This window comes from Micromonospora sp. NPDC000668 (genome assembly GCF_042897975.1).
GTDB lineage: Bacteria > Actinomycetota > Actinomycetes > Mycobacteriales > Micromonosporaceae > Micromonospora.
Genome location: NZ_JBIAYP010000002.1, coordinates 114619 through 126983, shown reverse-complemented (window position 1 = coordinate 126983; position 12365 = coordinate 114619). Strand labels below are relative to the sequence as shown.

The window sequence follows — 12365 nt, the reverse complement described above, 5'->3', positions numbered from 1 at the left end:
CTTTTGGCGAACCGATTGACAAACAAGTTTTGTACGTACAAACTGATTTTGCCATGAGAGACGTCCTGTACCTGGAGCAGATCGAGCAGGCCGAAGCCCTGCTCAAGCCGCAGCGCGTCGCGGTGCTGCGGCAACTGGCCGAGCCGCGCACCTGCACCGAGATCGCGGCCCGACTCGACCAGACGCCGCAGCGCGTCTACTACCACGTCAAGCAGCTCGTCGCGGCCGGCCTGGTCGACCTGGTCAACGAGCGCAAGGTCCGCGGCATCACCGAGGGCATCTACCAGGCCGCCGCCCGGTCCTACTGGCTCTCCCCCCGGCTGGTCGGCCGGATCGGGCTGCGCCGGGCCCGCGACGAGCTGAGCCTGGGCTACCTGCTCGACCTGATGGAGGAGGTCCAGGCCGACATCGCCGGCCTGGACCGGGCAGCGCCCGAGCTGCCCTCGATCGGGGTCTCCGGCGAGATCCGGGTGCCGGCCGAGCAGCGCCAGCAGTTCCTGCACGACCTGCAAACCGCACTTCAGGACCTGTTCACCCGCTACGGCGGCAGCGAAGGGGATGCCTTCAAGCTCGCCGTGGCCTGCTATCCGAAAGGGAACGACCATGAGTGAACCGATGAAGGTGCAGGCCCGCCTCTCCGCGCCCGTCGCGCGCGTCCGCCAGGCACTGACCGACCCGGCCGAGCTGCGACTCTGGCTGGCCGAGCACGCCGAGGTCGAGCTGCCCGAGCGGTACGAGTTCTGGGGCCGGTACACGCCCGAGGGCGACGCCCCGCACCAGCGACTGCTGCACGCCGACGACGACACGCTGCGCTTCAGCTGGCTGCTCGACGGCGTGGAGACCACCAGCGAGTTCCAGTTGACCGCCGAGGGCCCGGACAGCACCGTGCTGACGCTGACGCAGAGCCACTTCGACTTCGCCGAGGCGATGAGCGGCTCCAGCATCCGCGGCGTGCTGCAGACCTACTGGTCGCTGGCCATCGCCAACCTGGCCGCCCACCTGGAGGGCCGGTCACTGCTGCCGCGGACCGACTTCACCTCCGCAGACCTGCGCGGTGAGCTGGTCATCGCCGCCCCCGCCGACAAGGTGTGGCAGTCGCTGACCGACTCCGAGCAGGCCAGCGCCTGGTTCGGCTACCCGATCGGCATCGAGCCCTGGGTTGGCGGCCGATACGCCATGGGCGGCTTCGACGCCGGCTACGCGGCCAAGGTCATCGATCTGGAGCCGGGGCGGAGGATGAGCGTCGACTGGGGGCCGACGGGCATCACGAGCTGGGAGTTGGCCGAGTCCGGTGGGCGGACCACGCTGACCTTCGTGCAGAGCGGCTTCGACGAGGGCAACCCCCCGTACGGGGCCTGGACCGGGTCGGTGTCCGGGTTGGCCGAGCTGCGGCGCTTCCACGAGGTGCCGGACTGGCAGCCGATCTGGCTCCCCGCCGAAATCCCCGGCCTGGAGCCCGCGCCGACCGGAGCGGCCAGCTGACGCCGTGACACCCCTGGCGAGCGCCGGCCCACCGCACCACGGGCCGGCGCTCGCCGCGCGTCCGGCGGCGGTGCTGGTGATTTATCGGGCTGGAGTGGGTACTGGCTGGCGATGTTCTTCATCTTTGGTCTGCGTACCAAGGTCGACCGTTCCGGGGTCGTGCAGCAGGTCTGTCGCCACTGCGGCAACCACGCCGCGCAGGTGATCACCCGCCGATCGACCAAGTTCACCCTCTTCTTCGTCCCCCTCATCCCGGTGCGCACCCGGTACGCGCAGCAGTGCACGTTCTGCGGGGCGCAATATGAGATCTCCAAGTCCGACGCCGAGCGTCTCCCGGTCGGCTGAGCCGCAGATGGCCCGCTTCCTCTGCTGGCTGATCCGCCGGCCGCCGCCGTCCCCCGGCCCTCCGGTGCACACCGCTCCGCGCGCGCCCTGCACCCCCGGCCGGCGGAAGCACCGCCGCGCCCGCCGTCCCCTGGCCGGCACCAGGTTGCCCCGCTCGCCGTGGAACCGCTCCGCCGGCCGCTGACCACATCCGTCGCACACCCACCTCCGCCGCCCAGCTGGCGCGGGCACACCGGTCAGGTGTCAGCCATCGGTGCCGGGGCGAACAAGGGCGGCACCGGATCGGCCGCCTGGATCGCGGCAACGACCTGTGTCAGTTGTTGGTAGTCGCCGCTGGCCGCCCTGATGAGGGTGGCCGCATCGGCGTGGTTGCCGAGGTAGCACTCGGCGATGGCTCGCAGGAGAAACGCGACGCTGCACAGGTCCGGCGGGTCAACACCCGGCCGAATGTCGAGCAGCAGCGACCGCGCGTGCTCCGGCTGCTGGTTGAGCAGGTGGGCCAGGCTCATAGCGACCCGAGCGGACAACCTGTGCGGCTGCACGTGGAGGCCGATCTGGGCCAGTTCCGAGATCTCCAACACCTCTCGGTGTTCGACCGGCGATCTGTTCACCACTGCGGCGTGCAGGTACCACAACCCGAACTGGACGGTAAGCGCCTGCCCGATTGCGGCGGCGGCCATGGGATCGGTGCTGTCGGCGCGAGCCAGCGCCGCGAGCCGCTCGGCGTCGGCGATGAAGTCCGCCGCCGACTGCGCGTGCCCCGTGCTCCAGCGCCGTTGGAAGGCAGCGAGCGCGAGTCGAGGGTCGTTGCCGTCGCGAACCGGATCTCCGAGAAGATCGTCGTCAACGTCCCCTTGGGCAATCGCCCGCAACGTCCGGTATACCTCCTCCTGGTAGTAGCCCGCCCGTAGCGCGGCGCCGCTGGCCGTTGGCGCCAGGAGCCAGCGGAGCAGGTTGCGGCCGTCACTGTGGGGCGATATCCCGGGAATGAGATTGACCACCCCGAGCAGCACCGCAACAAGTGCTGCGCCGAGCAGTGCGACGCGGGTCAATGCCGTGCTCGTCAACGCCGTTGCGGCACCGAGCACCGCCGCAGTGCACAGGTTCGCCATCGGGCCACCGAGGTAGAACAGCACCATCCGCAGCGGTAACGCGGTCGCCGTCGACGGCGGGCGGACCGCCACTTCGCTCTGCCACCCGGTGAAGGGTGCGATCCGGACCGCGATGACCGGCAGACGCAGCAGCTTCGCCGCGACGAGGTGCCCGCACTCGTGCAGGACGACGTGCACCCACAACGACACGCAGGTGAAGGCAACGGCGGCGATCGCACCCGTCACGGACTCGGTGACGAGCAGCGCGAACGCCACCGCCTCCAACACCAGGAGGATGGACGCGGCGACCAGCCGTCGGCGGGTGAGGATCACCGGGAGATAGTACGGCCGGAACAAGTAAAGGCCCAGGTACTTGCCGTACGCACGTCGCACACCGCGACGCCGATCCAGGTTCGCGATGCCCGTCCGACTTCGCCATTATCTTTCTGCCGCCGATAGGGCGGTCATTGACGCCACTCGACCATGCCGATGATCTTGCATGGCGGATTCCGCCGCCACACACACCGGTTATCGCCGCCCTGGCGGCACTCGGCCTGCCCCATTTATGGGGCAGCTCGACAGGAGCGCGTACCAGGGCAGAGGGTCCGGGCCAGCGACACTCTCACCGCGCTCCGGGACGAGATCAGCGCACGGCCGCTCCTGTGTGGCCGGACCAGCTCGATTTGCGCGGCCGTCCGGACCTTGGCGGGCACCCCGGGCGCTGGCTAGGCTTTCGGGGTTTGCCGTGGTCAGGTCCGCCGAGGGTGCACGCACGACGAAGAGCCGGAGCGACCGTGTCGCGACAGGACGTGAAGCAGGCTGCGGGGGAGTCCACCCCTGCCGAGCCGAACGGCGTGCCGCCGACCCTCACCGAACCGACCCTGCTGACGCCGGGCCCACGGGTGCCGGCCGCCGGGCCGGCCACTGCCGTCGCGCCGGCCCGGCCGGGACGCGCTGGGCTGACCGCTGTGGCTGCGGTCGTTCTCCTGGAGGCGTTCTGGCTGGTTGCCGCACTGCCCGGCGCCGCGCTGGTCAGCGACCTGGGTGGGCTGCTGGTCGCCGGCTGGGCCACCGTCGCCTGCGCCCGGGTGGTCCGCCGTCATCCGGCCCCGCTGCGCCGGTTCTGGACGCTGCTGGCGGTCACCATGGCGCTCGCGGCATTCGGCCGGGCGATCTGGACGGTGCAGCGGCTCGGCGGCGGCGACCTGCCGCACACCCCGCTGGTCGGGGCGGTCTTCACGGCCGGCATCCTCACCGGCACCGCCGCGCTGCTCTGCTCGCCCTCCGCGCCACGGACCGCCGTCGGGCGGGCCCGGACGCTGCTGGACGGGGTGATCGTCGCGCTGGCCCTGGTGCCGATCGGCTGGGTGCTGGTGTTCCGGGGCATCGCCGCCGCCGAGCTGGCCGATCCGGCGCGCACCCTGGGGCTGCTCTACCCGATGTTCGACCTGATGCAGCTCACGATCCTGGTCGCGGTCTCCGGCCCGGCCCGACAGGTGTGGCGGCCGATGAGCGTGCTCGCGGCGAGCCTCACCATCCGGGTGGTCGCCGACGTCGTCTACGTCTCGCTGGTCGCGCGCGGCGACTACGCCGCCGGTCACCCGATCGACCTGTGCTGGCCGCTGAGCTACCTGCTGATCGGCCTGGCGACCCGGAACCCGCCGCCGCTGGACTGCGACGGCACCGACGACACCCCCGAGTCACCTCCGCCGCCGTGGTGGCGGGTGGCGCTGCCGTACCTGCCGGTCGGAGGGGCCATCATCGCGGTGGTGCTGGCCCGCCGCCCAACCGGGCAGACCCCACAACTGGTCTTCGTGACCATGATGGTGCTGCTGGCCGCCCTCGCCCTGCGCCAGGGGCTGGCCGCCAACGAGAACCTGCGTCTGGTGGCCCGGCTGCGCCGGCTCGCGTACGGCGACCAGCTCACCGGGCTGCCCAACCGGCTGCTGTTCAACCGGAGGCTGCGCCTGGCCCTGCGTGACGGCCGGCCGGTGGCCGTACTGCTGCTCGACCTGGACGGGTTCAAGCAGGTCAACGACCGGTTCGGGCACGCCACCGGCGACACCCTGCTGACCGGGCTGGCGGCCCGGATGCGAGCCGCGGTGGATGGCGACGGCACCATCGCCCGGCTCGGCGGGGACGAGTTCGCGGTGCTGGTCGACGGCGACCGGCCCGTGCCCCCCGAGCGGCTGGCCCAACGGCTGCTGGATGCCCTGCAACCCTCCGACGGCGACGACGACGTCGGCGTGCACCCGTCGGCGAGCATCGGCATCGCCGAGTACGGCCCGCAGCACGCCTCCCACTCCGACCTCCTGCGCGACGCCGACATCGCCATGTACGCGGCCAAAGCGGCCGGCAAGTCCGCCTACCGGACGTGCACCCCGGCGCTGCGCGAGTCGGCCGTCTCCCGGGCCGAGCTGATCGCCGACCTGCGCCGGGCGGTCGACGAGCAGCAGCTGCACCTGGAGTTTCAGCCCATCGTCGACCTGGCCACCGGCGCGGTGCGCAGCGCCGAGGCGCTGGTGCGCTGGCGGCACCCCCGGCTCGGGATGCTGCCGCCGGCCCGGTTCCTGCCGCTGGCCGAGGAGACCGGGCTGATCCTGCCGATCGACCGCTGGGTGATCCACGAGGCGTGCCGGGCTGCGGCGACCTGGCGGGACCGGGCGCCGGACGCGACCGTGGCGGTGAACATCGCCGCGGCGCACCTGCGCCGGCCGGACCTGATCGCCACGGTCACCGCGGCCACCGCCAGCGCGGGGCTGGCGCCGCGCGCGTTGACCCTGGAGCTGACCGAGTCGGCGCTGATCGAGGGGACCGACGCGGTGCTGGAGCGGCTGCGCCAGCTCCGGGAACTGGGCATCCAGATCGCCATCGACGACTTCGGCACCGGTTACTCCTCGCTGAGCTATCTGCACCGCATCCCGGCCACCGAGCTGAAGATCGACCGCTCGTTCGTGGCCCGGTTGGGGGCGGACGACCGGGCGTACGCCACGGTGGAGATGGTCACCCGGCTGGCCGGCGCGTTCGACCTGGCGGTGGTGGCCGAGGGCGTGGAGACCGAGCGCCAGCACGAGGCGGTCGCCGCGATCGGCTGCCCGCGCGGCCAGGGCTATCTGTACGGGCGACCGGACGGCCCCGCCATGGTGGGTCAGAATCGGGCTTGACCCTCACGTAGCGGCAGGCGAGAGCCTGGTTTCCGGAAGGGAGGGGAACCATGGCGTACACGGTGGGTCAGGTGGCGAAGGTGGCCGGCGTGACGGTACGGACGCTGCACCACTACGACGAGATCGGGTTGCTCTCGCCGAGCGGACGGACCACGGCCGGCTACCGCCGCTACGACGACGCGGACCTGGAACGTTTGCAACTCGTCCTGTACTACCGGGAGCTGGGTTTCCCGCTTGAGGAGATCGCCGCGATCATCGACGACCCGGCGGCCGACCCGGCCGCGCACCTGCGTCGCCAGCACGACCTGCTGACGGTGCGGATCAAGCGGTTGCAGGAGATGGTCACGGCGATCGAGTTCGCGATGGAGGCGAGCAAGTTGAACATCCAACTCACCCCGGAGGAGCGGTTCGAGGTCTTCGGCGACTTCAACCCGGAGGAGCACGAGGCCGAGGCGGAACAGCGCTGGGGCGACAGCGAGGCGTACCGGGAGTCGAACCGGCGGGCCTCCCGCTACAGCAAGGACGACTGGCTGCGGATCAAGGCGGAGAACGAGGACTGGGGCCGGCGGATCGTCGCGGCGCTGGCCTCGGGCGCGCCAGCGGACAGCCTGGAGGCGATGGAGCTGGCCGAGGAACACCGGCAGATCATCAGCCGCTGGTTCTACGAGTGCTCGTACGAGGTGCACACCGGACTGGCCGACATGTACCTGGCCGACGAGCGGTTCACCAGGCACTACGAGAACATCGCACCGGGCCTGGCCGCGTACCTGAACGAGGCGATCCACGCCAACGCGATCAGCCGCGCCTGATCGGGCGGGGCGCAGACCCGGAACAGCGGCCGGTGCGGTCCGGCTACTCTGGCCGGACCGCACCGCGGTCAGCGTCGATCGGCCACCGGCCGGCGGGCGTGCCGCCCGGGGGGAGATGACCGTGAAGAAGCCGAAGCTGGTCGCCGCTGGCGCCATTCTCGCCGTGGCGGTAGCCGCCGGGGCGTGGGCCCTGGTCGCCACCGGCGACGAGCCGGACGCGGGCCGTCCGGCGGCCGACGCGTCACCCGCCCCGGCCGCGACCGATCCGGTCAGCGTGCTGGTCGCCGCCGCCGGGAAGGTCGACCAGCAGACGTACAAGCTGACCGTGAGCACCGGCGGGGCATCGGGCGGGGACGGCACGGTGCTGCTGTGGGACCCGAAGGCGCGGCGTGGTCTGGAGACCACCTCGCTCAAGGTGCCCACCGGCGAGGTGAAGATCGAACGCCTGACCACCGGGCCGGACGTCTACGTGCGGGTCACCGCCCCGGACCGCCGGATCCCGGTCTGGGACGGCAGCACCTGGTGGCACGTCGGCGCGCCGGGTGCCCCGGCCGGCAAGCAGGGCCTGGACAACACCCGGCTGGCCGGCACGCTGACCGCGCCGGCGCAGGTCCGGCAGACCGGCGTCCGGGAGTACGCCGGCACGCTGGACCTGCGCGAGAGTGGCGAGGTGCTGGGCAGCGGGGTCGGAACGGTGCTCGGCGAGCGGGCCGGGGCGGTGCCGTTCACCGCCACCGTCGACGAGCAGGGGCGGCTGGTCCGCTACCGGATCGAGCTGGCCAGCGAGCAGTCGCAGACCGCGCAGCTGGACCTGACGTACTCGGACTTCGGGCTGTCGGTGGCGGCCGACCCGCCGGCGGCCGACCTGGTCGGCGAGGACCCGCCGGAGAACATCCCCGGCGCCTGACGCCCGGCTCACTCCTCGTACGCCCCGCCCGCCGGGGTGACCAGGAAGTCGTAGACGGTGCGGGCCATCCGGCGGACCGTCTCGTCGCCGGTGTCCATCGGCCCGGCGGTGAGGAACGCGACGGCGGTCTCCGAGCCGGGGATCAGGTAGTAGCCGACGTCGTGTGAGGCATCCGGCAGGTCACCGGTCTTGTGCGCCACCGGCACGCCGGGCGGCAGCGCCGCCGGGATCTTGGTGTTCAGGGTCTGCTCCCGCATGAAACCGATCATCAGGTCGCGGGAGGCGGGAGTGAGGATCTCGCCGTCCCAGACCGCGCCGAGCAGCGAGACCACGTCGTCCGGGCTGGTGTAGTTCTCCTCGCCGCGCAGCGCGGCTGCGCTGTCGAGCATCCGGCGGGCCAGGATGGTCGAGCGCTGGTTCATCGAGTCGATCAGCGCGTTGACCGGGGCGAACCCTCCCAGGTAGGTGATCAGCACGTTCGCGGCGATGTTGTCGCTGTACTTGATCAGGTACTGGGCGAGCCGGTGCAGGGTGACCACCTGTGGGAACGTCTCGAACTGCAGCTGGCCGGTGCCGCCGACCACGTCCGCCGGGGTGACCAGCACGCCGTCGTCGAGGGAGACCTGTCCACAGTCGACGCGGCGGAGCAGCTCGACCAGGATCCACAGCTTGATCACGCTGGCGGCCTTGGGGCGGAGTGCCCCGTTGACCGCGATCTGCTGATCGCCGTACCGGCCGGACAGGTCGCGGACGGTGACCCCTGCCGGGTTGAGGCTCGCGTCGGCGACCACCCGGGCGAGTTGCCCGCTGAGCGGGAACAGTCGGGCTCCCGCCACCGGGTCGGTGGGCGGCTGCGGGCTGGTGACCACCACGCCGGTCCGCTCGGTCGGCGGGTGGTGCCGCCGGGTCACCGCGAGCGTGCCCTCGGTTGGGGTCATCGGGACTGGCGTCACCCGTCCGGGCGGCCATGTCCTGACAAGCGCTCAACCCTGGATGAGGCCCGTGGGCAGGCCGGGTGCCAGCCGGCGCATCGAGGTGAAGGTGGGCACGAGCGCCTCGTACAGCTCGGCGAAGAGCGGCAGAAGCGCCGCGTACGTGGCGGCGGCGGCCGGGTCGGGGCGGACCGTCTCCTCGATCCGCACGAGGTCGCAGGCCACGTCGATGCTGGGGATCAGCCCCAACGCCTGCATGCCGAGCATGGCCGCGCCGAAGCTCGACCCCTCGGGCCCGGTCGGGAAGCTCACCGGCAGGCCGAGCACGTCGGCGAGCATCTGCCGCCACAGGCCGCTGCGGGCGAAGCCGCCGCCAGCCCGGACCTCACGGACCTCGTTGCCGGCCGCGCGCACCGAGCTGAGCACCAGCGCGAGCTGCTGACAGACCCCCTCCAACGCGGCGCGCACCAGGTGCTCGCGGCGGTGCCCGTGGGTCAGCCCCACGTACGCGCCGCGGGGCAGCGCGCTCCAGTGCGGCGCCCGCTCGCTGTGCAGGTACGGCAGCATGATGAGCCCGCCCGAGCCGACCGGTGCCCGGGCCGCCAGTGCGACCAACTCCACCTCGGAGTGCGGGCCCAGGTCCGGGGCGAGCGCTTCGGAGGCCCAGCGGAGCACGATGCCGCCGTTGTTGATCGCGCCGCCGACCGTCCAGCGATCCTCGGTCAGCGCGTAGCAGAACACTCCGCCGAGCGGGTCCACGCCGGGCCGCTCGACCATCACCCGCATCGCGCCGCTGGTGCCGATCGAGCAGGCCACCATGCCGGGGCGTACCGCGCCCAGGCCCAGGTTCGCCAATGGCCCGTCGCCGGCGCCGACCACCACCGGGGTGCGCTGCGGCAGGCCGGTCGCCGCCGCGGCCTGCGGGGTGAGCCCGGGCAGTACGGCGGTGGTGGAGACCAGTTGGGGCAACTGCTCCTCGGTGATGCCGGCGATGGCCAGTGCCTCGCTGTCCCACTCCAGCTTGTGGATGTCCATCAGGCCGGTGCCCGAGGCGACGGAGTGGTCGGTGACCAGCACCTCGCAGAGCCGCAGCAGCACCCAGTCCTTGATGCCGACCCAGTGCGCGACCCGTTCGAAGAGTTTCGGCTCCTGCTCGGCGAACCAGAGCAGCTTGGGCAGCGGCGCCATCGGGTGCATCGGCGTCCCGGTGCGTCGGTGCAGGGCCAGCCCGGACGGCACCGCCCGTAGCCGTTCGGCTTGCCGGCTGGATCGCGCGTCGGCCCAGGTCACGGACCGAGTGAGCGGAACGCCGTCCGCGTCCAGACCGATCAGGCTGTGCATGGCGGAGCCGAACGACAGCCCGGCCACCGGCTCGGACAGTTCGGCCACCACCGCGCGGATCGATATCAGCACCGCGTCGAGGATGACCTGCGGGTCCTGCTCGGCGTACCCGGGCTGCGGGTCGTCCAGCGGGTAGCCGGCCGTGTGGCTGGCGAGCTCTCGGCCAGTGGTGCCGTACGCGACGACCTTGGTGCTGGTGGTGCCGATGTCGACCCCGATCACCACCCCGGGCCGGGTTTCCTGCGGCACGACCCTCACCCCCTCCGTACGGCGGCATCGCCACCCGGCTGCGGCTGACGTTACCGAGCGAGACGGCGCTCCGGACCGAATGAGTGTCGGCAGCAGTATCGCCCTATCGTGCAATTTGCTCCGCCGATCGGATACTTCGCCCTTTTTTGGCGTGTCCGGGCGGCGCGCCGCCGCTGTTAAAAGGTGTGACACCCCGGTTGGTGGCCAGCGCGGCGGAGGAGTCGGCGTGGCAAAGACTGATTCGACGGGTTCCACATGGCGGTACCGGTGGGCGCGCCGGCAGAACGTTCGGCGGGTCAGCACGTTCCGCGGCGCCGAGGCGGCGTGGCGGCGACGCGACGACGAGTTGCGGCGGCTGCGTGCCCTGGCCGCCGACTTCCAGGGCTCCGCGGCGGCCGGCGCCGGCCTACCGTTGGAGCTGGCCGGCGACGAGGTGGTGCTCTGGGCGCTGCCCGCCGCGCAGCTCGTCGAGGTGCGGCACACCACGGTGCTGCCCGCGCCGGACCTCACGGTCGCCCCGCCGGCCGGGCCGTTGCGCCAGCGTCGCCCGGACGGCGTCCGGGTCGCCGACGCCGGCATGGCGGTGATCACCAGCCGTCGACTGGTGCTGCTCGGCGGGCGCGGCCGGCGCGACTGGGCGTACGGCCGGATGACCGGCCTGGGCCACGACCCGGCGGCGCCGGTGACCCTGATCCAGGTGCTGGACCGGCGGCGGACCTCCGGGTTGATGCTGCCCACCGACGCGGCGGCGGACTTCCGGTTCAAGCTCACCCTGGCCTTCGCCGACGCGATCGAGCAGCGTCCGGCGGTGCTCGCCCAGCTCGACGAGCTGATCGCCGAGCACGCCCAGCTCAAGCCGTTCCGGCCGGCCGCGGCCACTCCCGGGCAGGCCCGGCTCTCCGCGCTGGTGCCGGGCGGCCGGCGAACCGTCGCGGTTGCCGCGGCCGTGGCGCTGCTGGTGCCGGCCGCGCTGTTCGAGTCGGACCCGTCCGACCCGAACGGCGGCGCGGAGGTCGCCGTCGCGGCCACCCCGGCGTCCAGTGCCAGCGCAGTCCCCGCGCTGCTCTACCCGGCGGCCCCGCCGCCCTCGCCCCGCACGACACCGAAGCCGACGAAGTCGCCGCGCCCGTCGCCCACGGCGAGCCGGGACCAGCGCTGCGGCGCGCCGGAAAACCCGCTGGGGTACGACTTCTGCGGCGGAACCCGGATCCGTCGGCCGGCCACTGAGGTCTGCGACTGGTTCGACTGCGTGCCGCAGTTCTGGTCCGGTCGGGGTTACCTGGTGCAGTGCCGCGACGGTTCGGTCAGCCTGAACGGTGGCCGGTCGAACGCCTGCACCGAGCACCGGGGTGTGCGGCGAACCATCTGGAAGTGACCGTTTAATGCCGGTTTCCGCCCGCTCGTCGACTTCGGTCGGTCAGAATTGGCCGGATGGAGATCCGGTCCGACGACGGTGCCCGGCTGAGGATCCGCCCGGTGGGCTACCAGCCCGGCATCGACCCGCCCGACGACCCCGACCGGTCCGCACCCGGTTGGCGCGACTGGCTGCTCATCGAGGTCGACGCCCGTACCGCTGACGGTCAGACCTGGTCGCATCACTACCCGAGTCTCCTGGTGGAGGAGGCCCGCGCGCTCGGCAGTTGGCTGCGGGGGCAGGCGGAGGCCGCCGTCGGCCCGAACCCGCCCTCGGCGGTGGTCAGCTTCACCGAACCCAACCTGACCCTGCGAACGCGGGTGATCCGCCGCCGCCGGCTGGAGTTGACCGTCGAGTTCTCCGCCGAGTCGCTGCCACCGTGGATGCGCCGCCCGACCACCGCGATCTACCCGCTGATCCTCACCGTCTCCGCGGACGCGCTGGCGGTAGCCGCCGAGCAGTGGGCCGGGCACTGCGAGGCGTACCCGCCGCGCGCGCCGTCGCGGTTCCCGGCCCGAGGCCCGCTGCCCGGGCCTATGACGCACCGCCGACGCGCCGGCTGACCGGCCAGCCGCGCCTCCCCGCAGTCGCGGCACGGCCCGCCGCCGATGTCGTTCCTTGTCTCGGCGGT

At 72.2% G+C, this 12365-nt stretch carries 11 protein-coding genes; 8 read left to right on the top strand and 3 right to left on the bottom strand.

Translation table 11 applies throughout. The features are described 5' to 3' along the window. Positions 1 to 53 precede the first annotated feature (53 nt). The 3 genes from ACFY29_RS09990 to ACFY29_RS09980 all read left to right on the top strand — a co-directional run bounded on the left by ACFY29_RS09990 (position 54) and on the right by ACFY29_RS09980 (position 1827). Positions 54 to 611 carry a helix-turn-helix domain-containing protein gene (locus ACFY29_RS09990; RefSeq protein ID WP_355606691.1) on the top strand — a complete coding sequence of 186 codons (558 nt, stop codon included), beginning with the start codon at positions 54 to 56 and terminating at the stop codon, positions 609 to 611. Further along, positions 604 to 1482 carry an SRPBCC family protein gene (locus ACFY29_RS09985; RefSeq protein ID WP_386984910.1) on the top strand — a complete coding sequence of 293 codons (879 nt, stop codon included), beginning with the start codon at positions 604 to 606 and terminating at the stop codon, positions 1480 to 1482. Before ACFY29_RS09990 ends, ACFY29_RS09985 begins: the two co-directional genes overlap by 8 nt. 111 nt (positions 1483 to 1593) lie before the next feature. Further along, positions 1594 to 1827, top strand: coding sequence for a zinc-ribbon domain-containing protein (locus ACFY29_RS09980; protein WP_355606696.1), 234 nt, complete (start codon positions 1594 to 1596; stop codon positions 1825 to 1827). Positions 1828 to 2063: 236 nt separating this feature from the next. On the opposite strand, the gene ACFY29_RS09975 is transcribed toward ACFY29_RS09980, so the two are convergent. Then, complete coding sequence (locus tag ACFY29_RS09975) at positions 2064 to 3251, bottom strand: hypothetical protein (RefSeq protein WP_386984907.1); 1188 nt, start codon at positions 3249 to 3251, stop codon at positions 2064 to 2066. Between the two features lie 461 nt (positions 3252 to 3712). Here ACFY29_RS09975 and ACFY29_RS09970 point away from each other — a divergent pair, with 461 nt between their 5' ends. From ACFY29_RS09970 to ACFY29_RS09960, 3 genes are all read left to right on the top strand, one after another. Further along, a complete protein-coding gene (locus tag ACFY29_RS09970; protein WP_386984905.1) occupies positions 3713 to 6082 on the top strand; it encodes a putative bifunctional diguanylate cyclase/phosphodiesterase in 2370 nt (789 codons plus the stop codon). Positions 6083 to 6132: 50 nt separating this feature from the next. After that, positions 6133 to 6891, top strand: a complete 759-nt coding sequence (locus tag ACFY29_RS09965) for a MerR family transcriptional regulator (protein ID WP_386984903.1) — start codon at positions 6133 to 6135, stop codon at positions 6889 to 6891. Between the two features lie 121 nt (positions 6892 to 7012). Then, entirely contained in the window at positions 7013 to 7798 is a 786-nt protein-coding gene (locus ACFY29_RS09960; protein WP_386984901.1) for a hypothetical protein, read from the top strand. A gap of 8 nt (positions 7799 to 7806) precedes the next feature. On the opposite strand, the gene ACFY29_RS09955 is transcribed toward ACFY29_RS09960, so the two are convergent. Then, positions 7807 to 8736, bottom strand: a complete 930-nt coding sequence (locus ACFY29_RS09955; RefSeq protein WP_386984899.1) for a serine hydrolase — start codon at positions 8734 to 8736, stop codon at positions 7807 to 7809. A gap of 45 nt (positions 8737 to 8781) precedes the next feature. After that, positions 8782 to 10320, bottom strand: coding sequence for a gluconokinase (locus ACFY29_RS09950; RefSeq protein ID WP_386984897.1), 1539 nt, complete (start codon positions 10318 to 10320; stop codon positions 8782 to 8784). A 226-nt stretch (positions 10321 to 10546) separates the two neighbouring features. On the opposite strand from ACFY29_RS09950, the gene ACFY29_RS09945 reads away from it, so the two are divergent. Next, positions 10547 to 11695 carry a hypothetical protein gene (locus ACFY29_RS09945; RefSeq protein ID WP_386984895.1) on the top strand — a complete coding sequence of 383 codons (1149 nt, stop codon included), beginning with the start codon at positions 10547 to 10549 and terminating at the stop codon, positions 11693 to 11695. A 56-nt stretch (positions 11696 to 11751) separates the two neighbouring features. Further along, the gene (locus tag ACFY29_RS09940) at positions 11752 to 12297 is read left to right on the top strand and encodes a hypothetical protein (RefSeq protein ID WP_386984894.1); all 546 of its coding nucleotides are present in this window, start codon (positions 11752 to 11754) and stop codon (positions 12295 to 12297) included. Positions 12298 to 12365 lie beyond the last annotated feature (68 nt).

What these genes read in the sequence shown, in the direction of transcription:
- ACFY29_RS09990 (WP_355606691.1), top strand. Translation starts at nt 54, where the DNA reads ATGAGAGACGTCCTGTACCTGGAGCAGATCGAGCAGGCCGAAGCCCTG.
- ACFY29_RS09985 (WP_386984910.1), top strand. Translation starts at nt 604, where the DNA reads ATGAGTGAACCGATGAAGGTGCAGGCCCGCCTCTCCGCGCCCGTCGCG.
- ACFY29_RS09980 (WP_355606696.1), top strand. Translation starts at nt 1,594, where the DNA reads ATGTTCTTCATCTTTGGTCTGCGTACCAAGGTCGACCGTTCCGGGGTC.
- ACFY29_RS09965 (WP_386984903.1), top strand. Translation starts at nt 6,133, where the DNA reads ATGGCGTACACGGTGGGTCAGGTGGCGAAGGTGGCCGGCGTGACGGTA.
- ACFY29_RS09955 (WP_386984899.1), bottom strand. Translation starts at nt 8,736, where the DNA reads ATGACCCCAACCGAGGGCACGCTCGCGGTGACCCGGCGGCACCACCCG.
- ACFY29_RS09940 (WP_386984894.1), top strand. Translation starts at nt 11,752, where the DNA reads ATGGAGATCCGGTCCGACGACGGTGCCCGGCTGAGGATCCGCCCGGTG.